The sequence below is a fragment of the Klebsiella sp. 4_1_44FAA genome, assembly GCF_000238715.1.
GTDB lineage: Bacteria > Pseudomonadota > Gammaproteobacteria > Enterobacterales > Enterobacteriaceae > Klebsiella > Klebsiella pneumoniae.
In genome coordinates this window covers 892,056-917,896 of sequence record NZ_JH414798.1, presented here as the reverse complement: position 1 = coordinate 917,896, position 25,841 = coordinate 892,056, and the positions used below count along the sequence as shown (strand labels likewise).

19 protein-coding genes and 4 pseudogenes are annotated in these 25,841 nt (G+C 60.2%); 9 read left to right on the top strand and 14 right to left on the bottom strand.

Annotation, left to right across the window (positions count from 1 at the left end; genetic code table 11):
- Nucleotides 1-142: 142 nt before the first annotated feature.
- The 5 genes from HMPREF1024_RS21240 (at nucleotide 143) to narI (ending at nucleotide 8,293) form a co-directional block, all read left to right on the top strand.
- Nucleotides 143-1,525 carry a NarK family nitrate/nitrite MFS transporter gene (locus tag HMPREF1024_RS21240; protein WP_009307766.1) on the top strand — a complete coding sequence of 461 codons (1,383 nt, stop codon included), beginning with the start codon at nucleotides 143-145 and terminating at the stop codon, nucleotides 1,523-1,525.
- A gap of 114 nt (nucleotides 1,526-1,639) precedes the next feature.
- Complete coding sequence (locus HMPREF1024_RS21245) at nucleotides 1,640-5,380, top strand: nitrate reductase subunit alpha (protein WP_009307765.1); 3,741 nt, start codon at nucleotides 1,640-1,642, stop codon at nucleotides 5,378-5,380.
- A complete protein-coding gene (gene narH, locus HMPREF1024_RS21250; protein ID WP_004148517.1) occupies nucleotides 5,377-6,921 on the top strand; it encodes a nitrate reductase subunit beta in 1,545 nt (514 codons plus the stop codon). Before HMPREF1024_RS21245 ends, narH begins: the two co-directional genes overlap by 4 nt.
- Nucleotides 6,921-7,616: a nitrate reductase molybdenum cofactor assembly chaperone gene (gene narW, locus HMPREF1024_RS21255; RefSeq protein ID WP_004180106.1), complete on the top strand. Its 696-nt coding sequence runs from the start codon at nucleotides 6,921-6,923 to the stop codon at nucleotides 7,614-7,616. The genes narH and narW overlap by 1 nt, the downstream gene beginning before the upstream one ends.
- Entirely contained in the window at nucleotides 7,613-8,293 is a 681-nt protein-coding gene (gene narI, locus HMPREF1024_RS21260) for a respiratory nitrate reductase subunit gamma (protein WP_004180107.1), read from the top strand. The genes narW and narI overlap by 4 nt, the downstream gene beginning before the upstream one ends.
- Nucleotides 8,294-8,721: 428 nt before the next feature.
- Here the strand turns inward: narI and nhoA are convergent, their stop codons facing one another.
- The 4 genes from nhoA to HMPREF1024_RS21280 form a co-directional block, all read right to left on the bottom strand.
- A complete protein-coding gene (nhoA, locus tag HMPREF1024_RS21265) occupies nucleotides 8,722-9,567 on the bottom strand; it encodes an N-hydroxyarylamine O-acetyltransferase (protein ID WP_002906551.1) in 846 nt (281 codons plus the stop codon).
- A gap of 76 nt (nucleotides 9,568-9,643) precedes the next feature.
- Nucleotides 9,644-11,299 (bottom strand): iron ABC transporter permease, encoded by a 1,656-nt coding sequence (locus HMPREF1024_RS21270; protein WP_009307764.1) that lies wholly within the window; start codon nucleotides 11,297-11,299, stop codon nucleotides 9,644-9,646.
- Nucleotides 11,300-11,356: 57 nt separating this feature from the next.
- On the bottom strand, nucleotides 11,357-12,325 hold the full coding sequence (locus tag HMPREF1024_RS21275) for an ABC transporter substrate-binding protein (protein ID WP_004189830.1): 969 nt from the start codon (nucleotides 12,323-12,325) through the stop codon (nucleotides 11,357-11,359).
- Nucleotides 12,322-13,026, bottom strand: a complete 705-nt coding sequence (locus tag HMPREF1024_RS21280; RefSeq protein WP_004189827.1) for an ABC transporter ATP-binding protein — start codon at nucleotides 13,024-13,026, stop codon at nucleotides 12,322-12,324. Before HMPREF1024_RS21280 ends, HMPREF1024_RS21275 begins: the two co-directional genes overlap by 4 nt.
- On the opposite strand from HMPREF1024_RS21280, the pseudogene HMPREF1024_RS32035 reads away from it, so the two are divergent.
- Nucleotides 12,923-13,690, top strand: a pseudogene (locus tag HMPREF1024_RS32035) (flavin reductase family protein); the annotation flags it as partial. The gene HMPREF1024_RS21280 and the pseudogene HMPREF1024_RS32035 overlap by 104 nt on opposite strands.
- A 114-nt stretch (nucleotides 13,691-13,804) precedes the next feature.
- Nucleotides 13,805-13,903, top strand: a pseudogene (locus HMPREF1024_RS31665) (hypothetical protein); the annotation flags it as partial.
- Between the two features lie 39 nt (nucleotides 13,904-13,942).
- Here the strand turns inward: HMPREF1024_RS31665 and pptA are convergent.
- The 3 genes from pptA to HMPREF1024_RS21300 all read right to left on the bottom strand — a co-directional run bounded on the left by pptA (nucleotide 13,943) and on the right by HMPREF1024_RS21300 (nucleotide 15,946).
- Nucleotides 13,943-14,170, bottom strand: coding sequence for a tautomerase PptA (pptA, locus tag HMPREF1024_RS21290; RefSeq protein ID WP_004891592.1), 228 nt, complete (start codon nucleotides 14,168-14,170; stop codon nucleotides 13,943-13,945).
- A gap of 70 nt (nucleotides 14,171-14,240) precedes the next feature.
- A complete protein-coding gene (locus tag HMPREF1024_RS21295) occupies nucleotides 14,241-14,858 on the bottom strand; it encodes a glutathione S-transferase family protein (protein WP_004175955.1) in 618 nt (205 codons plus the stop codon).
- Nucleotides 14,859-14,941: 83 nt separating this feature from the next.
- A complete protein-coding gene (locus tag HMPREF1024_RS21300) occupies nucleotides 14,942-15,946 on the bottom strand; it encodes a LacI family DNA-binding transcriptional regulator (protein WP_009307762.1) in 1,005 nt (334 codons plus the stop codon).
- Between the two features lie 304 nt (nucleotides 15,947-16,250).
- On the opposite strand from HMPREF1024_RS21300, the gene HMPREF1024_RS21305 reads away from it, so the two are divergent.
- On the top strand, nucleotides 16,251-17,447 hold the full coding sequence (locus HMPREF1024_RS21305; RefSeq protein ID WP_009307761.1) for an L-talarate/galactarate dehydratase: 1,197 nt from the start codon (nucleotides 16,251-16,253) through the stop codon (nucleotides 17,445-17,447).
- A 204-nt stretch (nucleotides 17,448-17,651) separates the two neighbouring features.
- The gene (locus HMPREF1024_RS21310; protein ID WP_009307760.1) at nucleotides 17,652-18,962 is read left to right on the top strand and encodes an MFS transporter; all 1,311 of its coding nucleotides are present in this window, start codon (nucleotides 17,652-17,654) and stop codon (nucleotides 18,960-18,962) included.
- A 65-nt stretch (nucleotides 18,963-19,027) separates the two neighbouring features.
- Here the strand turns inward: HMPREF1024_RS21310 and HMPREF1024_RS21315 are convergent, their stop codons facing one another.
- The 7 genes and pseudogenes from HMPREF1024_RS21315 to HMPREF1024_RS21350 all read right to left on the bottom strand — a co-directional run.
- Nucleotides 19,028-19,879, bottom strand: coding sequence for a transporter substrate-binding domain-containing protein (locus tag HMPREF1024_RS21315; protein ID WP_074183216.1), 852 nt, complete (start codon nucleotides 19,877-19,879; stop codon nucleotides 19,028-19,030).
- A 38-nt stretch (nucleotides 19,880-19,917) separates the two neighbouring features.
- Nucleotides 19,918-20,697, bottom strand: coding sequence for an amino acid ABC transporter ATP-binding protein (locus HMPREF1024_RS21320; protein ID WP_002906697.1), 780 nt, complete (start codon nucleotides 20,695-20,697; stop codon nucleotides 19,918-19,920).
- On the bottom strand, nucleotides 20,681-21,607 hold the full coding sequence (locus tag HMPREF1024_RS21325) for an amino acid ABC transporter permease (RefSeq protein WP_004189808.1): 927 nt from the start codon (nucleotides 21,605-21,607) through the stop codon (nucleotides 20,681-20,683). The genes HMPREF1024_RS21320 and HMPREF1024_RS21325 overlap by 17 nt, the downstream gene beginning before the upstream one ends.
- Before the next feature lie 9 nt (nucleotides 21,608-21,616).
- The gene (locus HMPREF1024_RS21330) at nucleotides 21,617-22,126 is read right to left on the bottom strand and encodes a GNAT family N-acetyltransferase (RefSeq protein WP_009307758.1); all 510 of its coding nucleotides are present in this window, start codon (nucleotides 22,124-22,126) and stop codon (nucleotides 21,617-21,619) included.
- An 11-nt stretch (nucleotides 22,127-22,137) separates the two neighbouring features.
- Nucleotides 22,138-24,401 (bottom strand): annotated as a pseudogene (locus HMPREF1024_RS31660) (NtaA/DmoA family FMN-dependent monooxygenase).
- 24 nt (nucleotides 24,402-24,425) lie between these two features.
- Entirely contained in the window at nucleotides 24,426-25,547 is a 1,122-nt protein-coding gene (locus tag HMPREF1024_RS21345; RefSeq protein ID WP_004180131.1) for a M20 peptidase aminoacylase family protein, read from the bottom strand.
- Nucleotides 25,537-25,841 (bottom strand): annotated as a pseudogene (locus HMPREF1024_RS21350) (alkane 1-monooxygenase); the annotation flags it as partial. The gene HMPREF1024_RS21345 and the pseudogene HMPREF1024_RS21350, both read right to left, overlap by 11 nt.

The window sequence follows — 25,841 nt, the reverse complement described above, 5'->3', positions numbered from 1 at the left end:
TACGCTTACCACGTGCTCTCTGTCAGCACGTTTTTTTTATCTACGCTTCATAGATAACGCAAATTAAGCGTTATTCACTATCCCCTTGTATTCAGCTGTTGACCTTATTTATTTACTCCTTTCCGGGCAAGTAGAGGGCAATATGTCGGTGCAGAATGATAAAGATAATCATTACCTTTTGAACAACTGGCGGCCTGAAAACAAGGCGTTCTGGGAAAATAAAGGCCAAGCCATTGCGCGAAGAAATCTATGGATATCAGTGGCCTGTCTGCTACTTGCTTTCTGCGTATGGATGTTATTCAGCGCCGTAGCGGTCAATCTCAATAAGGTCGGTTTTCATTTCACCACCGACCAGCTTTTTTTATTAACCGCCCTGCCTTCACTTTCCGGCGCGATATTACGGGTCCCCTACTCCTTTATGGTACCCCTTTTTGGCGGGCGCTACTGGACCGTATTAAGTACCGTTATCCTGATCGTGCCTTGTATTTGGTTAGGGGTGGCAATCCAGAATATTACTACTCCGTTCTGGGTATTTATTATTATTGCGCTGCTGTGCGGTTTTGCCGGAGCGAATTTTGCTTACAGCATGGGAAATATCAGTTTCTTTTTCCCCAAAGCGAAACAGGGCAGCGCGCTGGGAGTCAACGGCGGCCTTGGCAATCTGGGCGTAAGCGTGATGCAGATGGTCGCCCCGGCGGTCATCTTCCTGCCGCTCTTCACCTTTCTCGGCGTCCATGGCGTCACCCAGCCCGATGGTTCGACAATCACCCTGAGTAATGTGGCGCTCGTCTGGGTACCGCTGCTGCTGCTCGCCACCGTCGCGGCATGGTTCGGCATGAACGATATCGCCGGTTCAAAGGCCTCGATTCGCGATCAGCTTCCCGTGCTCAAGCGACCGCATATGTGGCTGTTAAGCCTGCTCTATCTGGCGACGTTTGGCTCGTTCATCGGCTTTTCCGCCGGCTTTGCCATGCTGGCGAAAACCCAGTTTCCCGCGGTCGATATCCTCAAGCTCGCCTTCTTTGGACCGTTCATCGGCGCGCTGGCGCGCTCGTTCGGCGGGATCATCTCCGACCGTCTCGGCGGCGTGCGGGTGACGCTGGTTAACTTCGTCCTGATGGCGCTGTTTACCGGCCTGCTGTTTCTGACCCTGCCAGGCAGCGGCTCCGGCAGCTTTCTCGCTTTCTACGTGGTGTTTATGGGGCTCTTTTTAACCGCCGGTCTGGGAAGCGGCTCCACCTTCCAGATGATCGCCGTCATCTTCCGCCAGCTCACCATCGACAGCGTAAAACAGCGCGGCGGCAGCGATGAAGAAGCGCAGCACGAGGCGGTGACCGATACCGCTGCCGCGCTGGGCTTTATCTCGGCGATCGGCGCCATCGGCGGCTTCTTTATTCCGAAAGCCTTCGGCACCTCGCTGGCGATGACCGGCTCACCGGTTGGCGCGATGAAAGTCTTTTTTGTCTTCTATGTGGTTTGCGTGCTGGTGACCTGGCTGGTCTACGGCCGCCGTAAATCCGCTTAACCATAACGATTTATCTGCCGGATAGCGGCTTACGCCTTATCCGGCCTTACGAGTTCGTTCGCTCATCCGGCCGGGTGGCACGATGCCGGACATTATCGGAGCAGGAGAAATGTCATGAGTAAACTTCTGGATCGCTTTCGCTACTTTAAGCAGAAGGGCGAGACCTTTGCCAACGGCCACGGCCAGGTCTACAACAACAACCGTGACTGGGAAGATAGCTACCGTCAACGCTGGCAGTTCGACAAAATTGTCCGCTCCACGCACGGTGTGAACTGCACCGGCTCCTGCAGCTGGAAAATTTACGTCAAAAACGGCCTCGTTACCTGGGAAACCCAGCAGACCGATTATCCGCGCACCCGGCCGGATCTGCCAAATCACGAACCGCGCGGCTGCCCGCGCGGCGCCAGCTACTCCTGGTATCTCTACAGCGCCAACCGCCTGAAGTACCCGCTGGCGCGTAAACGACTGATTGAGCTGTGGCGCGAAGCCCTGGCGCAGCATCCCGACCCGGTCCTGGCATGGGATAGCATCATGCAGGATCCGGCAAAAACCCGCAGCTATAAAGCGGCGCGCGGCAAAGGCGGTTTTGTCCGCTCCAGCTGGAAAGAGCTGAACCAGCTCATCGCCGCCGCCAACGTCTGGACCATCAAACATTATGGCCCGGACCGCGTCGCCGGCTTCTCGCCGATCCCGGCGATGTCGATGGTCTCCTACGCCGCGGGCACTCGCTATTTATCGTTGATTGGCGGCACCTGCCTGAGCTTTTATGACTGGTACTGCGATCTGCCCCCCGCCTCGCCGATGACCTGGGGCGAACAGACCGACGTGCCGGAATCCGCCGACTGGTACAACTCCAGCTACATTATTGCCTGGGGCTCCAACGTGCCGCAGACCCGAACCCCGGACGCCCACTTCTTTACCGAAGTGCGCTACAAGGGCACCAAAACTATCGCCATCACGCCGGACTATTCGGAAGTCGCTAAGCTCTGCGACCAGTGGCTGGCGCCGAAGCAAGGCACCGACAGCGCGCTGGCGATGGCCATGGGCCATGTGATCCTCAAAGCCTTCCACCTCGATAACCCGAGCGATTACTTTCTCAACTACTGCCGGACCTACACCGACATGCCGATGCTGGTGATACTCGAGCCGCGCGACAACGGCAGCTATACGCCGGGCCGTATGCTGCGTGCTTCCGACCTGCTTGACGGTCTCGGAGAAAGTAATAACCCGGAATGGAAAACCGTGGCTTATAACAGCGACGGCGAACTGGTGGCGCCGAACGGCTCCATCGGCTTTCGCTGGGGCGAAAAAGGCAAATGGAATCTCGAACAACGGGCAGACGGCAAAGATGTCGAGCTTAAGCTGTCGCTGCTGGATATTCGCGACAGCGTGGTGTCGGTGGGCTTCCCCTACTTTGGCGGCAACGAAAACCCGCATTTTCGCAGCGTAGCGCAGTCACCGGTGACCCTTCACCCGCTACCGGCTAAACAGCTGACGCTGGCCAGTGGCGAAAGCGGCCTGGTGGTCAGCGTCTATGACCTGATTCTGGCCAACTACGGTCTGGATCGCGGGCTTGACGATGTCAATGCGGCGAAGGATTTCGCCGAGGTCAAAGCCTATACCCCGGCATGGGCGGAGCAGATCACCGGCGTACCGCGTCAACATATCGAACAAATCGCCCGCGAGTTTGCCGATACGGCGCATAAGACCCACGGCCGCTCAATGATTATCCTCGGCGCCGGGGTGAACCACTGGTACCACATGGATATGAACTACCGCGGGATGATTAATCTGCTGGTATTTTGCGGCTGCGTCGGCCAGAGCGGCGGCGGCTGGTCGCACTATGTCGGTCAGGAGAAACTGCGCCCGCAGACCGGCTGGCTGCCGCTGGCGTTCGCCCTGGACTGGAGTCGTCCGCCGCGGCAGATGAACAGTACCTCTTATTTCTACAACCACGCCAGCCAGTGGCGCTACGAAAAACTGACCGCGCAGGAGCTGCTGTCGCCGCTGGCCGACGCCAGCAAATTTAGCGGCAGCCTTATCGACTTCAACGTCCGTGCGGAACGGATGGGCTGGTTACCCTCTGCGCCCCAGCTCAACGTCAACCCGCTGACCATTAAGCAGCAGGCCGAGGCCGCCGGGCTCTCCCCCGCGGAGTTCACCGTCCAGTCGTTAAAATCAGGCGATATTCGCTTTGCCGCCGAGCAGCCGGATAGCGGCAAAAACCATCCGCGCAACCTGTTTATCTGGCGCTCAAACCTGCTGGGATCGTCCGGTAAGGGGCATGAGTACATGTTGAAATACCTGCTCGGGACCGACAGCGGTATTCAGGGTGATGAACTGGGCGCCAGCGATGAGGTAAAACCTGAGGAAGTCGAGTGGCAGACCGCGGCGATTGAGGGCAAACTCGACCTGCTGGTGACGCTGGATTTCCGCATGTCCAGTACCTGTCTCTTCTCCGATATTGTCCTGCCGACCGCCACCTGGTATGAAAAAGACGATATGAACACCTCGGACATGCACCCGTTTATCCACCCGCTCTCCGCCGCCGTCGACCCGGCCTGGGAGGCGAAAAGCGACTGGGAGATCTACAAGGATATCGCTAAATCCTTCTCGCAGGTCTGCGTCGGCCATCTTGGCAAAGAGACCGATGTGGTGCTGGTCCCGCTGCAGCATGATTCCCCCGGCGAACTGTCGCAGCCGTTCGAGGTGCTTGACTGGCGCAAGGGCGAATGCGATCTGAACCCCGGGAAAACCGCACCGTCGATTGCCCTGGTGGAACGCGACTATCCTGCCACCTGGGAACGCTTCACCTCTCTCGGCCCGCTGCTCGATAAGCTTGGCAACGGCGGGAAAGGCATTTCGTGGAATACGCAAAGCGAAGTCGATTTCCTCGGCAAGCTTAACTACGTCAAGCCCGACGGTCCGGCCAAAGGCCGGCCGCGGATCGACAGCGCCATTGACGCCTCCGAAGTTATTCTTAGCCTCGCCCCGGAAACCAACGGCCAGGTGGCGGTGAAAGCCTGGCAGGCGCTGGGAGAGTTTACCGGCCGCGATCATACCCATCTGGCGCTCAATAAAGAGGATGAGAAGATCCGCTTTCGCGATATTCAGGCGCAGCCGCGCAAAATTATCTCCAGCCCGACGTGGTCGGGACTGGAAAGCGAGCACGTCTCCTACAATGCCGGTTATACCAACGTGCATGAGCTGATCCCATGGCGCACCCTCTCCGGCCGCCAGCAGTTGTATCAGGACCATCCGTGGATGCGCGCCTTCGGCGAAAGCCTGGTAGCCTATCGCCCGCCCATTGATACCCGCAGCGTCAGCCAGATGAAGGCCGTGCCGCCAAACGGCTTTCCGGAAAAAGCGCTGAATTTCCTGACGCCGCACCAGAAGTGGGGGATCCACTCCACCTATAGCGAAAACCTGCTGATGCTGACGCTGTCGCGCGGCGGGCCGATCGTCTGGCTTAGCGAAACCGACGCGAAAGAGCTGGGCATTGAAGATAACGACTGGATTGAAGCGTTCAACGCCAACGGGGCTCTCACCGCGCGGGCGGTGGTGAGCCAGCGGGTGCCGCCGGGGATGACCATGATGTACCACGCTCAGGAACGGATTATGAATATCCCGGGTTCGGAAGTGACCGGTCGTCGCGGCGGCATTCATAACTCGGTAACCCGCGTCTGTCCGAAGCCAACGCACATGATTGGCGGCTACGCCCAGCTGGCCTATGGCTTTAACTACTACGGCACCGTCGGATCGAACCGCGACGAGTTCATCATGATCCGCAAAATGAAGAATATTGCCTGGCTGGATGACGAAGGTCGCGATCAGGTACAGGAGGCGAAAAAATGAAAATCCGTTCTCAGGTTGGAATGGTGCTGAATCTGGACAAATGCATCGGCTGTCACACCTGCTCGGTCACCTGTAAAAACGTCTGGAGCAGCCGCGAAGGCATGGAGTACGCGTGGTTCAATAACGTGGAGACCAAACCGGGCATTGGCTATCCCAAAAACTGGGAGGACCAGGATCAGTGGCAAGGCGGCTGGATCCGCGGCATTAGCGGTAAGCTGACGCCCCGCCTCGGCAATCGGGTCAGCGTGTTATCGAAGATTTTCGCCAACCCGGTGCTGCCGGCGATCGACGATTACTACGAACCCTTTACCTACGACTACCAGCACCTGCACAACGCGCCGGAGGGCAAATATCTGCCGACCGCCCGCCCGCGCTCGCTGATCAGCGGCGAGCGTATGGATAAGATTAACTGGGGCCCGAACTGGGAGGAGCTGCTCGGCGGCGAATTCGAGAAACGCGCCCGCGACCGTAACTTCGAAGCCATGCAAAAGGAGATGTACGGCCAGTTCGAAAATACCTTCATGATGTATCTCCCGCGCCTGTGCGAGCACTGCCTCAACCCGAGCTGCGTGGCCACCTGCCCGAGCGGCGCCATCTACAAGCGTGAGGAAGATGGCATCGTACTGATCGATCAGGATAAATGCCGCGGCTGGCGGATGTGCATCAGCGGCTGCCCGTACAAAAAAATCTACTTTAACTGGAAGAGCGGTAAGTCGGAAAAATGCATCTTCTGCTATCCGCGCATTGAGTCCGGGCAGCCAACGGTCTGCTCAGAAACCTGCGTCGGGCGCATCCGCTATCTTGGCGTACTGCTGTATGACGCCGACCGCATTGAAGAGGCGGCCAGTACCGAACATGAAACCGACCTCTATGAGCGCCAGTGCGAGGTGTTCCTTAATCCAAACGATCCGGCGGTCATCGAGGAAGCGCTAAAGCAAGGGATCCCGCACAACGTCATTGAGGCGGCGCAGAAATCGCCGGTCTATAAGCTGGCGATGGACTGGAAGCTGGCCCTGCCGCTGCATCCGGAGTATCGCACCCTGCCGATGGTCTGGTACGTGCCGCCCCTGTCGCCGATCCAGTCGGTTGCCGACGCCGGCGGCTTACCGAGCAACGGCAACATCCTGCCGGCGGTTGAGAGTCTGCGCATCCCGGTGCAATACCTGGCGAATCTGCTGAGCGCCGGCGATACCGGACCGGTCTTGCGCGCGCTGAAACGGATGATGGCGATGCGCCACTACAAGCGCTCGCAAACCGTCGAGGGCGTCACCGATACCCGGGCCATTGAAGAGGTGGGCCTCAGCGTTGAGCAGGTCGAAGAGATGTATCGCTATCTGGCGATCGCCAACTACGAAGACCGCTTCGTGATCCCCACCAGCCATCGCGAACTGGCTGAGGATGCCTTTCCGGAACGTAACGGCTGCGGCTTTACCTTCGGCGATGGCTGCCACGGATCAGATACGAAATTCAACCTGTTTAACAGCCGGCGGATCGACGCCATCGACGTCAGCGGCGTGCGTAAGCATGGGGAGGGCGAGTGATGCGGATCCTGAAAGTGATCGGTCTGCTGCTGGAGTACCCCGACGAGTTACTGTGGGAGAACCGCGACGACGCCCTGGCGCTGGTCAGGGCCGATGTCCCTTCCCTGACGCCGTTTGTCAGTGAGCTGTTGACGGCTCCGCTGTTGGATCGCCAGGCCGAATGGTGCGAGGTGTTCGAGCGCGGGCGCGCCACCTCGCTGCTGCTGTTTGAACATGTGCATGCCGAATCCCGCGACCGCGGCCAGGCGATGGTCGACCTGATGAATCAGTATCAGCAGGCGGGTCTGCAGATCGATTGTCGCGAGCTGCCCGACCATCTGCCGCTGTATCTGGAGTATCTCAGTATTCTACCTCCCGCGGAGGCTCGGGAGGGGCTGCAGAATATCGCGCCGATTCTGGCGCTGATCGGCGGCCGTCTTAAGCAGCGAGCCTGCCCGTACTACCAGCTGTTTGACGCCCTGCTGGCGCTGGCTAAAAGCCCGCTCACCAGTGACAGTGTCACAAAACAGGTGGCGGGAGAAAAGCGCGACGATACCCGTCAGGCGCTGGACGCCGTGTGGGAAGAAGAGCAGGTGAAGTTTATCGAAGATAACGCGACCGCTTGCGATAGCTCGTCGATGCAAGCTTATCAACGACGCTTTAGTCAGGATGTGGCGCCGCAGTACGTTGACATCCGCGCCGGAGGCCCGAAATGATCCAGTATCTGAATGTCTTCTTTTACGATATCTACCCTTACCTGTGCGGAACCGTCTTTCTGGTGGGCAGCTGGCTGCGCTACGATTACGGGCAGTATACCTGGCGCGCCTCATCCAGCCAGATGCTGGATAAGCGCGGGATGGTGCTATGGTCGAACTTATTTCATATCGGCATTCTCGGCATCTTCTTTGGCCATCTCTTTGGCATGCTGACCCCACACTGGGTCTACTCGTGGTTCCTGCCGATGTCCCAGAAGCAGCTGATGGCCATGATCCTTGGCGGCGTATGCGGCGTGCTGACCCTGGTAGGCGGTATCGGCCTGCTGATGCGCCGCCTGACCAACCCGCGAATTCGCGCCACCTCCACGACCGCGGATATTTTGATCCTGTGCATTCTGCTGATTCAGTGCGCGCTGGGGCTGACGACCATCCCCTTCTCCGCCCAGCATCCGGACGGCAGCGAAATGCTCAAGCTGGTGGACTGGGCGCAGGCGGTGGTCACCTTCCACGGCGGCGCCTCGGCGCATCTGGACGGTGTCGCATGGATTTACCGCGTCCACCTGGTGCTCGGAATGACCATCTTTCTGATCTTCCCCTTCACCCGCCTGGTTCACGTCTGGAGCGCGCCGGTGGAGTATTTCACCCGGCGTTACCAGGTGGTACGCTCCCGGCGCTGAGCGCTGGCGGCGTTTACCATTCATCCTTACCGGTAGCCCGGACGAGGCCTTCGCGCCAAATCCGGGTATTTATCGTACCTGACTCCAGGCTTTATGCCGGATGGCGGCTACGCCTTATCCGGCCTACAGGGCCTCTCACAGGCTCAAACCTCGCAGGCCCGCGCAGGCGCAGCGCCGCCGGGCAAGATATCAGGCACGGTACCTGTAATTTCGCCGGGTGGCGGCTGTCGCCTTACCCGGCCTACAGGGTCCTCTCACAGGCTCAAACCTCGCAGGCCCGCGCAAGCGCAGCGCCCGCCGGGCAAGATATCAGGCACGGTACCTGTATCGCCGGGTGGCGGCTACGCCTTGCCCGGCCTACAGGGGCCTCTCACAGGCTCAAACCCCGTAGGCCCGCGCAGGCGCAGCGCCGCCGGGCATGAGGAGATTTACTTCCCGGCTTCCGGATGGGTATCGAACGCCGCCATCACCGCCGCCAGCGCCGCTTCGCTGAAGCCATGTTTAGGATCGTCCACCCCCAGGCCGAAACGGGTCTGCAGCGCTTCATACAGCGCGGAGACATCGGCAAAATCGACCTTCTCCACCACATGGTTATTCTCCCAGTGGGTAAAGTGGAAGTTGGTGAGGGTCATTTTGCCGCCGTCCGGGAGATGACGACACATCAGCAGATGGTGACGGAAGTGGGACTGCGGCCAGTGCGCCGACCAGAAATTGCCCATCACATAATCAGACGCATACTGGCGGCCTAAATCGAAATGGTACATCGACTGCCAGTGTTCGTGATGGTTGAACTGCAGCGTCCACTCATCCCCTTCATGCACCAGACGATAGCTGCCGTGCGGCGTTTGCTGTGGGATATCGGCCAGCAGTTTGATCGGCGCGGTCAGCGTCTGGCCGCCGAAGCCGACGTCGGCGATCCAGCGCTCCCCCGCCACCTCCACCAGCAACAGACGGTGAGTACGCGGCGGCATCTGCGGCGGGTTGGCCAGCACCACGCGGCCCAGCAGGCTGCGGACGTTAAAGCCTATCTCGCGCAGCGCGCGCTCCAGCAGGCCATTCTGTTCAAAACAATACCCCCCGCGGCGGGCGGCGATCAGCTTCTCTTCCAGCGCCCCATCGTCAAGGTGGATTTCACGCGGCAGCAGGACGTCGAGGTTTTCAAAGGGGATGGCGCTGTTATGCTGCAGATGCAGTTCCCGCAGGGTATCAATGGAAACATCAGGCTCACCCGTCCAGCTCAGACGGGAAAAATAGGCGCGTAAAAAGGGACTCATCAGGGCCTCCAGCTGTAGGTGTCCGATATTTATAGCCTATTTTTCCGCGCCGACCGTCTTTTTTGTGCGCTTAGCGTTAACCGCACGTGCGGCGCTGCATCAGCGCCAGCGCCGTCAGCATCAGGACCAGACCGGTCAACAACGTCAGGCTGGCCATCGCCATGCCCTGACCGACGGAACCCTGTTCGAACTGGCGCCAGATAAACACCGCCACGGTTTGCGTACCGGCCGGAGAGAGCAGCAGCGAGGTCACCAGCTCCCGGGAGGCCACCGCGAACACCATCAGCATCGCCGCCAGCAGCGCCGGAAAGACCAGCGGCAGGACAATCAACCGCAGCGCCTGCAGTGGCGACGCCCCATGCACCCTGGCGGCGGGCTCAAGGTTCGGGCCCAGCTGGCGCAGCGCGCTGCCGACATAGCGCACCGGCCAGGGCAACAGCAGGCAGCAATAGGAGAGCAGCAGCATCCACAGCGTGTTATAGGGCGAGCGCGGCCAGAAGGGCTGATTCCACAGCAGGATCAAACCGACCCCCACCACCACGCCCGGCAGCGCCGCCGGCATCAGCGACAGCGCGTCCACCATCCCGCGCCCTTTAATCTTCTGCACCATCACCAGCCAGGCGGCCAGCAGGCCCAGCGCGCCGACGATTAGCGCCGAACCCAGGGCCAGCGACAGGCTGGTGCCGAGGGCCGACAGGGCATCTCCCTGCTGGTCAAACAGCGCCGCGAAATGACGCAGTGTGACATTCTCAACACTCACGCCACCGGAGAGCGTGCCCATCACGCTGGTGAGCATCATCGAGACGGCGGGGACGCCGACCGCCAGGCCGCCGACGGCCGCCATCGCCAGCACGGCGGGCAGCGTCATCCAGCCCAGCGATGCCCCGTGGTTCTCCCCCGGCTTACCGGTGATGCTGGTGACCTCTTTCTCCCCCACCAGCCGCCTTTGCAGCCACCAGGCGAACAACGCCACCGCCATCAGCAGCAGCGACAATAGCGCGGCGCCAGGGAGATCCACCGGCCAGTCGGCCAGCTTTTTCTCAATACCGACCGTCAGCATCACCACTCCCGCCCGGCTGCCCAGCGCCGCCGGTACGCCAAACTCCTCGATGGCGAGGGTAAACGCCAGCAGCATCCCCGCCGCCAGCGCCGGAGAGAGCATCGGTAGCGTCACGTGCCAGAAGGCGCGCCAGGCGCTGGCGCCATGGACGCGGGCGACCACCGCCAGCCGGGTCCCGCTCGCCAGCAGGCTGCGGGAGACGGCAAAGTAGACCACCGGAAATATATTAAAGGTCATCACCAGCACGATCCCGCTGCGGCTGAACAGCAGATCGTTCAGCTGCCAGCCGGTCAGCTGCTGCAGATAGCCCTGGCTTTGCAGGGCCAGCATCCAGGAGAGCGCCGAGATATAGGGCGGCGTCAGAAAGGGGATCAAAAACAGGAGATCCCACAGCCGGGGCAGCGGCAGCGAAAACATACCGCGCAGGATGCCGAGCGGCAGGCCAATCATTACGCTGACCAGCGCCACGCCGGCGGCGATCCACAGCGTACCGCCGAGCATCGCCGGCAGCTGAGGATCGGCCAGCAGCGCCGGGATGCCGCCAAAGGCGTCCCCGAGCGAACCGGCGCTAAAATGGGGAAAAATCGCCTGCAGCAGAATAAACACTAACGGTAACGCGACCAGCATCACCAGGGCGGCAAGGGTCGCGCCGGAAAGGAATGTTTGTTTCACAACCGGTTCCTGAAGCTGAGGGTCCTCCGGCGGCCAGCGCCGGAGAAACGGGATCAATTACTGCGCGTACAGCTGACTGAAGCGGGCGAGCACGGCGCCCCGCTCGCTGCTGCCCTCGCTGGTGGTGGGTAGCACCTTCAGCGCGTCCAGTAGCGGACGTTTAGCCGCCACGTCGCGGCGGGCGGGCATCAGCCAGGCGTCGGCGACCTTCGCCTGACCTTCCGGCGACAGCACGTAATCGATAAAGGCTTTGGCCTCGCCGGGATGCTGGCTGGTTTTGAGGATCATCATCGGGCGCGGGGCAATCACCGTTCCGCTGGCCGGGAAGATCACCTTCAGCGACTCGCCCTGCTGAATATTGCCGTAGGAGACATAATCCACCGCGCCAAACACCGCCGCTTTCGCTCCCTGCATCACCGGCGTCACCGCCTGGGCGTTGGGTCCGCTGACTACCATGCCGTTCTTTTTCAGATCGTCAAACAGTTGCCAGGCCTGGTCGCCCATGCTGTTTTGCAGCCCGATCAGCAAATCCAGCGACGCGCCGGAGAGCGCCGGGTCGGGGGTTGTCACCTTGTCTTTAAACGCCGGCTGGGTGAGATCCCGCCACTCTTTCGGTTCCGGGGTGCCGCTTTTACTGTTCCAGACAATACCCAGGGCGGAGACGCCCTGGGCGATATAGTCCGCCGATTTCAGGTTCGCCGGTACCTGGTCGGCGTTGGCGCTCGCAAAAGGCAACAACCAGCCCCGCTGGTGCAGATCTTCGGCGGTATCCCACGAGGCGGAGATCAGCACATCCGCCTGCGGGTTGGCCTGCTCGGCCTCCAGTCGGGCCATCACTTTGCCGGTGGTGGCCTGAAAAACGGTCACCTTCACCCCGGTCTGTTGTTCAAAACCGCTGGCCAGGCTTTTCGCCAGCGAGCCGGGTCCGGCGGTGTAAACGGTCAGCGCATGGGCGCTGGAGAGCATCATGGCGGAGAGAGCCATCGCGAGTACCACTCCTTTCTTAACGGTCATAACGGTGTTCATGCAACTTCCCCTGAGGTTGGCGTAACGGCGCGGACAGCGGCCACGCGGCCCGCGGATAAATAGACAATCTGGTCGGCTAACAGCTCGGCTTCACGTCGGTCATGGGTGACATACAGGGCGGTGATGCCGAGCTGTCGCAGCAGGCGGCTCATTTCGCCACACAGCGATTCGCGCAGTTCGCTGTCCAGGTTGGAGAGCGGTTCATCAAACAGCAGCACCCGCGGCGCGGCGACGATCGCCCGCGCCAGCGCCACCCGTTGCTGCTGACCGCCGGAGAGGCCTGAAGGCTTACGTTCGGCAAAGCCATTGAGGCCTACCCGCGCCAGCGCCTCGCTGACCCGGCGCTCGCGTTCGCTGCGGGAGACGCCGCGCATGCGCAGCGGAAAGGCGACGTTCTGCGCCACGCTCATATGCGGCCAGAGGGCATAATCCTGAAAAACCATGCCGATATCGCGCTGCTCCGGGGGCAATCCCCATCCTGCGCGGGCGACCAGCCTGTCGCCAAAGCGGATTTCGCCGCTGGCCGGCACGCTCAGCCCGGCCAGCAGACGCAGCAGCGTGCTTTTGCCGCAGCCGGAAGGGCCCAGTAGCGCCACGATGCGGCCGGGTTCGATATGCAACGTGAAGCGGTCAAGAATAGGGGTCTCTGCGAAGGCGAAAGAGACCTCCTGCAGGGTGATAGGGGTCAGCGTGCGCATCATCGCCCTCCCTTTCGGGACAGCGAGACCAGCCCGGCGGTCGACATCCGACGGGGCACGCTCACCTGGGATAGCATCAGGGGAGCCAACATATTGTGATCCTCTTTGGGACTTAGTGCTGGCGACTATAGTCAGACGAGATGACGTATTGATTACATTTTCATTGCGGCTTAACGTGTTACCTGCCAACCGACCCATTATTCAAGGAACGCCTATGAGCCGCTTTCGCCACGTTGAACTGCAGTACGCCAGCCGCCTGCTCAACCACGGCCCAACCATTTTGATCACCAGCTACGATGCCCCGTCCGACCGGCGCAACGTTATGGCCGCCGCCTGGTCAATGCCGGTGGAATTCGCCCCGCCGCGGGTGGCTATCGTGGTGGATAAAAGCACCTGGACGCGGGAGATCATCGAGCGCAATGGCACCTTCGGCATTGTGGTTCCCGGCGTCGCAGCCGCCAGCTGGACCTACGCCGTCGGCAGCGTCAGCGGCCGCGATGAGGACAAATTCAATGCCTGGGGGATCCCGGTAGTAACCGGTCCGGAGCTGGGGCTGCCGCTGATCGAGGAGAAATGTCTGGCATGGATGGAGTGCCGGTTGCTGCCGGCGACGGCGGCCCAGACCCAGTACGACACCCTGTTCGGGGAGGTGGTCTCTGCCGCCGCCGATGAGCGCGCGTTCGTCACCGGACGCTGGCAATTCGACGACGATAAGCTCAATACCCTGCAACATCTGGGCACCGGCAATTTTGTCGCCAGCGGCCGTCATGTGCGGGCAAACTCCCTCGACGAATAAACCGTTCTCGACGATTTCGGCAGCAAAGGCTTTACCGCCGGTGGGATATGGAACTTCGGCGTGCAGACGGAGATTTGGTTCTGACCGAGTGTCACTGGCGGACATCATGCCCGCCAGTGGCAACTACATGCTATAACCCGGCTTCTTAATCAACTGCGCCATCTGTGGGGCGATCTCGCTGTCCCACACCGCCTGCCACGCGTCCGGCTCAACCTGAGTGAGTGCGACGCTGACCGCGCCCTCTTTACTGTTCAGATGGCGGATCAGCACCTCGGTAATGTCGGCGGCCAGCGCGGTTTTTTGTTCATCAGTCAGTTCACGGGGAAAGCATTTAATATCAACATGCGGCATAGCAAAGACTCCTTGTGATGAGAGCCATAACGCTACCACAGAATGGCCGTTATGGTTGGCATCGCGTGCGTTAAATCAGCTTGTTACGGCGTAGCGCCGCGGCCAGCTCCGGTCGCTGACAGACCGCCCGGGCGATGGCGGCGAATTTTGGCGCGTGGTCGTCAAACCACGCCTGGCGGGGTCCCCAGCGGTACATCGCCGCGATATAGCAATCCAGCAACGTTACCGACGCGCCCAGCGCCCACGGCCCGGCGGCCAGCTGCTGTTCGAACCAGAGATAGAGATTTTTCCGGTACTGGCGACAATTCTCCACCAGCTGCTCCGCGGCGGCGGGCGCCCAGCGTTCCGGATAATCGGCATAGGTAAAGGTAGGATAGACATTGGCCACCAGCCAGACCAGCAGGCGCTGAAACTGCGGACGCTGTGGCGTCCCCGGCGCGGGGGCCAGATCGGGACGCTGGTCGAGGATCATCAGCGCGATGGCGGCGGTTTCGGTCATGATGCTCCCGTCGGCCAGCCTCAGGGTGGGCACCTGGCACAGCGGATTAATCTGCCGCAGACGCTCGCGCGCCGGACCGGGCTGGTCAAAGCCCTCCACGTCAACCACCTCGTAGGGAATATCGGCCAGGGAGAGCATCAGCTCGCTAATCGTCGAGCCCCATCCCGGCACGCCATAAACGGTTATCATGGTCTGCCTCCAGGGTAAAGCCTAAGTGTAGGCAGAAATTTGCCGCTCACCCACCCGGCACACCATGCCCTGAAAAGCCTGGCCTACGCCGATTCTCGTGCCACCAGCTGAAAGCCGATATCTATAATCACCCCGCTTTCTTCTCCCCCTTCGATGCGGTCAGCCAGCAGCGTGGCTGCCCGTTCACCGATGGCATGGCGATCGACGCTGACGGTGGTGATGGCTGGACGATTGCTGGCGGCGAAATCCAGATCGCCAAAACCGATCACCGCCAGATCCTGCGGTACGCGTAGCCCCCGGCTTTCGGCTTCCATAATCGCCCCCTGGGCGAGGGTGTCTGAGCTGCAGATGATCACATCAAACTCGCCGGCGGCCAGCAGCTCCGCCAGACCGCGTCGCCCCAGCGCCAGCGACGCCGGGAGCGGCACTTCAACCTGAGGCGCATCGTCCAGCCCTTTTTTAGCCAGTCGGGCACAGAGCCCCTGCTTACGCAACATCGCGCGCGCATCGCCCGCCCACAGCAGGCCTGGTCGCTGGTAGCCTTTCTCCAGCACGTACTCGCCAATGGTTTCGCCAACTTTTTCATGGGAAAAACCGACCAGCATATCCAGCGGCGTCGGGGTGAGATCCCAGATTTCCACCACCGGCGTGGCGGCGTTAAGAATCGTTTTCTTTAACAGCGGTGCATGCTGGATGCCGGTTAACACAACGCCATCAGGGCGCCGCGAAAGCAAGGTGGAGACCAGCTCGGCTTCGGTCTGCCGGTCATAGCCCGCTACGCACAGCAGCATATGGTAGCCGCGCGCCGCCAGGGTATCGCTCAGCGCCTGGATGGTATCGACAAACATATTGTTATTGATTTGCGGTACCACGACCGCCACCAGCTTGCTGCGCCTGGAGGCGAGGCCGCCGGCCAGCGCATTGGGGATATAGCCCGTAGACTGCACCGCCTGCATCACTTTCTCTACCGTTTTTGGCCTGACCAGTTGGGGCGTATTCAGCGCCCGACTGACCGTCATCGGCGACAACCCGGCGCTGCGGGCCACATCCTCCAGCGTCGGCGCCCGCGTCGGTTTTTTGCTTTTCACGGCTAAGCCCCTGTGTTAAGTCGTTTCCTGTGGGCATTATTGATGATGCCCCACGCAATTGCCAGCGCCCGCCGCGTCTCCCCTAACAGAATCAAAGACCTGCAATACCAAATGTTATCGCTATCATTTTTGCTTGTCACTTTTCACAAACTGTTTTGGATCGTGACTTGGACAACATAATTTACACCTTTATAACGGCCAATTGTGATCGTTTGTACAAATTAAAACCACTAATGTAGCGTCAAAATCATTTCACCATTACAAATGATAGCGCAATCATTTTATTACCAAAAAGGACACCATTATGACCTCAAGCGCCAATTCCGAGTCCGTAACCTACGCCAAAGCTTTCGGCGTCAAAACCGCCGCAGAAACCGGTGACCGCATTGAACACGTCAAGCTGTCGCTGGCTTTTCTGCCGTTGGCCACTCCCGTCAGCGATGCCAAAGTGCTGACTGGTCGCCAAAAACCGCTGACCGAAGTGGCGATTATCATCGCGGAAATTCACTCCCGGGATGGATTCACCGGCGTCGGCTTTAGCTACTCGAAACGTGCGGGCGGCCAGGGCATTTACGCTCACGCCAAAGAGATAGCTGATAATCTGCTTGGCGAAGATCCAAACGACATCGACAAGATCTACACCAAACTGTTGTGGGCCGGGGCTTCCGTCGGCCGTAGCGGAATGGCGGTACAAGCTATCTCCCCTATCGATATTGCCCTGTGGGATATGAAAGCCAAACGCGCCGGTCTACCGCTGGCCAAACTGCTGGGTTCACATCGTGATTCTGTGCAGTGCTACAACACTTCCGGCGGCTTCCTGCATACCCCACTGGATCAGGTGTTGAAAAACGTGGCTATCTCCCGTGAAAACGGCATCGGCGGGATTAAACTGAAAGTCGGTCAGCCTAATACTGCCGAGGATATCCGTCGTCTGACGGCAGTGCGCGAATTGCTGGGCGATGACTTCCCGCTGATGGTCGATGCCAACCAGCAGTGGGATCGCGAAACCGCCATCCGCATGGGACGCAAAATGGAGCCGTTCAATCTGATCTGGATTGAGGAGCCGCTGGATGCCTATGACGTTGAAGGACACGCGCAGCTGGCCGCCGCGCTGGATACGCCGATTGCCACCGGCGAGATGCTGACCAGCTTCCGCGAACATGAGCAATTGATCCTCGGCAACGCCAGCGACTTCGTGCAACCGGACGCCCCGCGCGTCGGCGGGATCTCCCCGTTCCTGAAAATAATGGATCTGGCCGCGAAGCACGGCCGCAAACTGGCCCCGCACTTTGCCATGGAAGTGCACCTGCATCTCGCCGCCGCCTACCCGCTGGAACCGTGGCTGGAGCACTTCGAGTGGCTGAACCCGCTGTTTAACGAGCAGTTAGAACTGCGCGATGGCCGGATGTGGGTTTCCGAACGCCATGGTCTGGGCTTCACCCTCAGCGAGCAGGCCCGCCGCTGGACCCAGCAAAGCTGCGAGTTTGGAACACGCCCGTAATGTCTTTTCCCGGATGACGGCGTCCACGCCTTATCCGGGCTACCGGTCCGCAGACCACTGAGGACCGCTAGCCCCGATAAGCGCAGCGCCACCGGGGATAAACCTCTGCCCCGTTGTACTCGCAATACACGAAATCCGTCAGCAAGCATCAACGCAGCATGAAAGATGACGTGTCTTCACAACCCTGCAAAGGAGTTGAATAACATGCAACAGCAAATAAAACGCAGCAACGTGCGTTACGGTATATTAGTTTTTTTATTTCTTGCGACCGTATTTAATTATGCAGACCGGGCCACCTTGTCTGTTGTCGCGCCGATTATGAGTAAAGAGTTAGGTTTTGACCCTGAAGCAATGGGCCTGGCCTTTTCGGTGTTTGGTATTTCCTATGTTATTATGCAAATACCCGGCGGCTGGCTGCTGGATAAATATGGTTCGCGGTTGGTCTACGGCTGCGCACTGATTGGCTGGTCGGTCGTCACTATGTTTCAGGGCACTATTTATCTGTTTGCCAGTCCGCTGGTAGTGCTGGTGATCCTGCGTCTGATGATGGGCGCCATTGAAGCGCCCGCTTTTCCGGCCAACAGTCGCCTGAGCGTCCAGTGGTTCCCCAATAAAGAGCGTGGATTTGTCACCTCGGTCTATCAGGCCGCGCAGTATATTTCGCTGGGAATAATTACGCCGCTGATGACCATCATTCTGCATAATTTAAGCTGGCACTATGTCTTTTATTATATTGGCGCTATTGGGGTGGTACTGGGAATATTCTGGCTATTAAAAGTTAAGGATCCTTCACATCACCCTAAAATTAACCCACAGGAGCTCGATTATATTCGTGAAGGCGGCGGCGTACCGGAATTAGGTAGCCAAAAAACGCCGCAAAAATTAACTCTCGCGCAGATTAAAAGTGTCTGCGTCAATCGTATGATGATCGGGGTATATATCGGTCAGTTCTGCGTCACATCGATTACCTGGTTCTTCCTCACCTGGTTTCCGACTTATCTCTACCAGGCCAAAGGCATGTCAATCCTTAAGGTCGGGTTTGTCGCCAGTATCCCGGCGATAGCCGGATTTATCGGCGGCCTGTTGGGCGGCGTATTTTCGGACTGGCTGCTGAAACGCGGTTACAGTCTGACCACCGCCCGTAAGCTCCCGGTGATCTGCGGCATGCTGCTCTCCTGCGTCATTGTCGTCGCCAACTACACCTCTTCGGAAGTGGTGGTGATCGCCGCCATGAGCCTGGCGTTCTTTGCCAAAGGTTTCGGGAATCTCGGCTGGTGCGTGCTGAGCGACACCTCGCCGAAAGAGATGCTCGGTATTGCCGGCGGCGTGTTCAATATGTGCGGCAACCTGGCGAGCATCATTACCCCGCTGGTCATCGGGGTGATCCTCGCCGACACCCACTCGTTTGATTACGCCATCCTCTACGTCGGTTCCATGGGCGTGCTGGGCCTGTTCTCTTATCTGTTTATCGTTGGACCGCTGGATCGCTTGACGCTCACTCCGCGCACCGTTTGATTGATGACCCTGGCGAGCATTCGCCTCCGCTGTTTCGCATCGTACTCCGGCGAAACAGCGGTTTTTTAGTAGGTTATCCCCGGCGGGTTGACCACCGACTGCGCCACCGCTTCGCCCTGCTCCCCCCAACGCGCCAGCACCTGCTGATATTCACCGCGGGCAATCGCCCCGTCGAGGGCTGCCTGCAGGGCAAAGACCAGGCCGTTGCCTTTTTTGGTGGTTGTCGCCACCCACGCTTTTTTCGGCCCCAGGCCCACCACCCGGGTCTGGCCGTTAAGCGCCGCTTTATAGGCTGCCACCGACTGCGGGCCGAAAAAGATATCCGCCCGCCCGGACTGGATATAGAGGTTGCCGGAGGCATCATCGGTCAGGTAGACCGGCTGGGCCTGCGGCCGTCCGGCGGCGCGGTTGTCCTCGTTCCAGCCCAGCAGGATCCGCTCCTGATTGGTGCCGGACCCGACGATCACTTTGCGCCCCGCGAGATCGGCGGGTCCGTTTACCGCGGCGATATCGCTGGTGGATTTCACCGAGAAGGCCAGGGAGTCCACCCGGTAAGTCGCAAAATCGAACTTCTCTTTGCGCTTCTCGGTCACCGCGATATTGATCAGCGCCACATCGTAGCGGCCGGAGGCGATGCCCAGCGGCCAGTCCTCCCACGCGGTGGGCACCAGCCTGAGCTTCAGGCCAAGGCTTCCGGCCAGCAGGCGGGCTATATCCGGGTCGCTGCCGATCCGCGTGCGGTTGTCGCTAGCCAGCAGGGCCAGCGGCGGCGAATTGAGCGCCGAGATCGCCACCGTTAGCGTCCCCGGCTCGACGAAGCGATAGCCCGGCGGAATTTTCGCTATCGCCTGCGGGTCGCGGGTGACCGGCAATGGCTGCTCATTGGCGCGCAGATCCAGCGCCGCGTGAGCGCTCATGGCAAAAGCGCTGAGAACAAGGGTCATTAGCGCTCTGTTCATGACGGCAGCACCCTGGATAAAAACTGCCGGGTACGCGGATGCTGCGGATGGTTGAGCACCTCGTCGCTGCTGCCCTGCTCGACGATCCTGCCGTCGACCATAAACACCACCTGGTCGGCCACCTCGCGGGCAAAGCCAATCTCATGGGTGACCACCACCAGGGTGGTGCCCGATCGTGCCAGCTTTTTGATCACATCCAGCACCTCGCCCACCAGCTCCGGATCCAGCGCCGAAGTGGGCTCATCAAACAGGATCACCCGCGGGTTCAGCGCCAGCGCCCGGGCAATGGCGATACGCTGCTGCTGGCCGCCGGAGAGATGCCGCGACCAGGCGTCGGCTTTATTGCGCAGTCCGACGACGTCCAGCAGTTCATAGGCACGGGCAATGGCCTCTTTGCGCGTGACCTGCTGGTGGGCGATCGGCGCCTCTATCAGGTTCTCCAGCACCGTCAGGTGCGGAAACAGGTTAAAGTTCTGGAACACGTAGCCGACGTTGATCCGCTGGCGGAGGATCTCCTTTTCTTTCATCTCATACAGCTTGTCGCCTTTGCGGCGATAACCGATATAGTCGCCGTCAATCTGAATAAATCCCTCATCGACCCGTTCGAGGTGATTTATGGTGCGCAGCAGCGTGGACTTGCCCGAGCCGGAAGGGCCGAGGATCACCGTCACCGTGCCCGGGGGGATCTCCAGCGACACATCGTCCAGCGCCTTGTGGCGGCCATAGTATTTGCTGACCCCGGTGATAGAGATATGGCCATTATGAGAGCTGGGCATGAACGGCCTCCTGCGGCTGTGGTTGACGTGCGGGTTGATTCAGACGGCTGCTGCGGGCGCTGTTTACCGCCGAGCGGCGCTCGCTGCGCGCCAGGCCCCGTTCCACCAGATACTGAATGGCGGAGAGGACGCTGGTGATCGCCAGATACCAGGCGGCGCCGACCATCAACAGCGGGATCACCTCCTGGGTACGGTTGTAGATCATCTGGATGGTGTAGAACAGTTCCGGCATCGCCAGGACGTACACCATCGCCGTTCCCTTGGCCAGACTGATGATCTCGTTGAAGCCGGATGGCAGGATGGTGCGCAGCGCCTGCGGCAGAATAATGCGCAGCGTGCGCCGCCAGGCGGGTAGCCCCAGTGCGGCGGCGGCTTCATACTGCCCGTGGTCGACGCCGAGAAAGCCGCCGCGAATAATCTCCGCGGTATAGGCGCTCTGCACCAGGGTCAGGCCCACCACCGCCGTGGAGAATTGCCCCAGCACGTTAATGGTCTGATAGCTGGCCCAGGTCACGCCGGTAAACGGGATCCCCAGCGACAGGGTGTCGTAGAGATAGGAAAAGTTATAGAGAATGATCAGCACCACAATCAGCGGCAGCGAGCGAAACAGCCAGATATAGCCCCAGGCGAGACTGCTGAGCAGCCACGATGAGGACAAACGGGCCAGCGCCAGCAGGCCGCCGAAGATCACGCTTAACACCGTGCCGAGCAGGGTCAGGAGCAGAGTTTGCCCCAGCCCCTCGAGGATCACCGGGTCGAAGAACCAGCGGGCGAAGACGCCCCACTCCCAGCGCGGGTTAAAGGCCACCGACTGGATCACCACCGCCAGCACCAGCAGGGCGACCAGAGCCCCGACCACCCGCAGCGGATAGCGCGCCGGCACCACTTTGATCGTTTCAGATGAATGCATAATGCCTCCTCAGGCGCTGTGGCTGTAGGCGCTCACCGCCAGCGCTTTAGTGAACCGCAGCCGGCCATCGTACGGCGGCTGACTGTACTCTTCCGGGTCTCTCGTGAGGTCAAACTGCGCCTCATACCCCTGGCTGAGATAGAGCTTTACCGCCTCCGGCTGACGGAAACCGGTCGTCAGGTAGATATGGCTGTACCCGGCCAGCACCGCCCGTCGTTCCAGCTCCTGGACCACCTTCGCCGCCAGCCCCTGCTGGCGCAGACGGCGGTGCGTCCAGATACGTTTGATCTCTGCGGTGTGGCGATCCTTCGGCTTATACGCGCCGGTGGCGATAATTTCGCCCTCACGCTCAAGGACAATAAACAGCCCCTGCGGCGGCACATACCACTCACTTAACTCCACTTCCACATCGCGGGAAAAATAGTCGCCGTAGCGGGCGGCATATTCGGCAAACAGCCCGCTAATAATCGGCTGCAGCTCCGGAGCCTCCGGAGAAATATCGCGGAATGCTTCGCTCATCGCGCCTCCTGTCAGTCGCCCAGTCCGGGCGGATTGATTTCCGATTGCGGAATGCTTTCCACCCCTTCGCCCCAGCGGTTAAGCACTTTGGCGTAGTCCCCGCTGGCGATAGCCCCGTTCAGCGCCGCCTGGACGGCATTCACCAGCCCGCTGTCTTTTTTCAGCGTTACCGCGATGTGCGCCGCTTTTGGCCAGCCGCCATCGACGCTGCCCACCAGTTTGGTTTTGCCGGTCAGCGCCGCCTTCCACGCGCCAATCACGTTGGGGCCGAAGAAGGCGTCGGCTCGTCCGGTCTGCAGGGCCAGCGTCTGGGCGGCATCATCCTTGGTGTAGACCGGGATAAACGGCTTCAGCCCCTTCTTGACGTTCTCCGCGTTCCACGCCAGCAGGATCGCCTCCTGGTTGGTGCCGGAGCCGACAATAATCTTTAGCCCGGCGATATCTTCCGCTTTGTCAATCTTGCTCAGCGGGCTGGTGCTTTTGACGTAGAAGCCCAGCGAGTCTTTGCGGTAGGTGGCGAAATCGAACTTCTCTTTCCGCTCTTTGGTGACGGTAATATTGCTGATCGCGGCATCATATTTGCCGGAGGTGACCCCCAGCGGCCAGTCTTCCCATGAAGTGGGAACCACGTTTACTTCCAGCCCGAGGCTCTCCGCCACCAGCCGGGCGATATCCGCCTCGCTGCCGAGCAGGGTTTTGTTGTCATCGGCAAAGACCGTCAGCGGCGGAGAGTTCAGGGCCGCCACCGCGACGGTGAATTTCCCCGGCACCGCCAGATGCAGATCTTGCGGCAACAGGGCAATGGCCTGCGGATTTTTCGCTGTGTGAATCGGCGTTTTGTTGGCCTCCAGGCTCACTCCGGTGCCATTGATCTTGACGTCCTGACCCCACGATGAGGCGCTAAATACCAACGCGACGGCCAGCAAGAGTGTTGTTTTCTGCATAGCGTGATTCTCTTTTATTATTTTTGGAATTGATTAGCGGGTAGCGCCAGACCCAGACTTTCCCGCAGGGTGGTGCCCGGATAGTCGCGACGGAACAGTCCGCGCGCCTGTAACAGCGGAACCACCTCATCCACAAAGCGCGGGAAGGTTTCCGGCGTGCCGCCCTGAATAATGAAGCCGTCCGCCGCGTGCTGCTCGAACCACAGTTGCAGGCCATCAGCGACATCGCTGGCGGTGCCGGTAAAGCGCGGACGCGGGCTGGCTGCCTCCAGAGCCACCTGGCGCAGGGTTAACCCCCGCTCGCGGGCGTGACGTTTAATCTCGTCGGTGGTGCTGCGGAAGCTGTTTTGTCCGAGGTCGCCAATATCCGGGAACGGTTCATCAAGCGGGTACTGCGAAAAGTCATGGTGTTCGAAATAGCGCCCGAGATAATTCAGCGCATCCTCGATGGAGACCAACGCCGCGGTGGTCTGGTACTGCCGCTCCGCGTCCTCGGCGTCATCCCCGACGATGACGCTGACGCCCTGGAAAATATGCAGTTGGTCCGGGCTGCGCTGATATGCGGCGAGTTGGCTTTTGACATCCCGATAAAATGCCTGCGCCTCGGCCAGCGAGTCCTGATGGGTAAAAATGGCATCGGCGTGGCGTGCGGCTAATTTTTTGCCGTCATCCGACGCGCCGGCCTGGAAAATAATCGGTCGGCCCTGCGGCGTGCGGGCAATATTCAGCGGCCCGGCGACTTTAAAGAAATCGCCGTGGTGATCGAGCGTATGCAGTTTATTTTTATCAAAGAACTGGCCAGTCTCCTTATTGCGCACAAAGGCATCTTCTTCCCATGAATCCCATAAGCCTTTCACCACCTGCAGGTATTCATCGGCAATGCGATAGCGCAGCGCATGATCCGGATGTTGGGCCCGGGAGAAGTTTTTCGCCGACCCCTCCAGCGGGGAAGTGACCACGTTCCACCCCGCCCGTCCCTGGCTTAAATGGTCAAGGCTGGCGAACTGGCGGGCGGTGGTAAACGGCTCGCTGTACGAAGTCGATAAGGTCCCCACCAGCCCCAGTCGCCGGGTGATCGCGGCCAGCGCGGAAAGTACCGTTAAGGGTTCGAAGCGATTTAAAAAATGGGGAATCGATTTTTCGTTAATATATAAACCGTCGGCGACAAAAATAAAATCCAGCTTCCCCGCTTCTGCTTTTAGCGCCGTCTGGGTGACGAAATCAAAATTAATACTGGCGTCCGCCTGGGCCGCCGGATGACGCCAGGCGGACATATTTCCCGATGCGCCATGCAATATGGTTCCCAGACGCAATTGTCGATTTTCAGACATAGCTACCCCTTCCCCTGTCATTCGTTAAATGTGTTGTAACGCTTCTTCCGCGAGACGGGCGAAATAGTGCGCCGCGGGCGCAATCAGCCGTTCATCCGGATTAAATGCCGGATGGTGCAAACCATATTCGCTGGCGCTGCCGATGCTGACGAACGCCCCGGGAATATGCTGAAGATAGACCGCAAAATCTTCGCCACCGAGATGCAGATCGGCATGGTGGGTGCGATACCCGGCCTGGGCTGCCACCTCGCTGGCGAAATCGGCCCAGCGGGCGTCGTTGACCAGCGCCGTCGGGCCGGCGTACCAGAAGACGTCAATCTGCGCGCCAAAGGCGCTGGCGAAACCGGCGGCAATCTCGCTGACCCGGGCCTTGACCCGCTGCTGCACTTCACTGCTGTGGGTGCGCAGCGTCCCCTCCAGCTCGACGCTCTCCGGCAGCACGTTCCAGGTATTGCCTCCCTGGATCCGCGTCACGCTGAGCACCACCGAGTCGAGGGTGTTCACTTCCCGGCTGGCCACGCTCTGCAGCACCGTCACCAGCTGGCTGGCCAGCAGGATCGCATCCCTTCCTTCATGTGGGCGGGCGGCATGCGCCCCCTTCCCGGTCACTTTGAAGACGAAGCGGTCGACGTTGGCGTAGAACGCGCCGCCGCGGGTGGCAAATTCGCCCACCGGCAGGCCGGGCTCATTGTGCATGCCGAAGATCGCCGACACCTCCTCCAGCGCCCCGGCGCGGATCAGGGTTTTCGCGCCGCCAAAATTTTCCTCCGCCGGCTGAAACAGGATCCGCACCCGCCCCGGGAGTTCCGCTTCCCGCTCCTTCAGCAGCAGCGCCGCCCCCAGCATCACGCTGGTGTGAATATCGTGGCCGCAGGCATGCATTACCCCTTGATTCTGCGAGCGGTAAGGCAGACCGGTCGCCTCCTCGATGGGCAACGCGTCGATGTCCGCCCGCAGGGCAATCACCTTGTCGCCGCTGCCGACTTCGGCGACCAGCCCGGTTTTCAGATCGTAGGGCAGCAGGGTCAGCCCGCCGCTCTGCAGCCAGTCACGGATCCGCGCGGTGGTGGCCACCTCCTGCAGGGAGAGCTCCGGGTTCTGGTGCAGCTCGCGCCGCCAGCTAATCAGTTGTTGTTCAAAGGACATTCAGCACCTCCTTGCCGTAGTGAGCCTGCGCCAGCAGGCGCAGAGAGTGCAGGCGCGCTGGCCCGTCGCTAATGGGGGTATCAATGATGAGTTCATCCAACTGTTCTTCCGCCTGCAGCGCGTCAAGCCGGGCTTTAACCTGTTCGGGAGTACCGGAGATCAGCGAAGATTCACGGCGGGCAATGCGCGTCGGTCGGCTGCCGGCCTGGCGGGCAAAAGCGACGGCCTGCGCCTCACTGCCGACGGTCACCCGCTGGCCGTTCTCCAGCTCGACGCCCCACACCTCGACCTGCT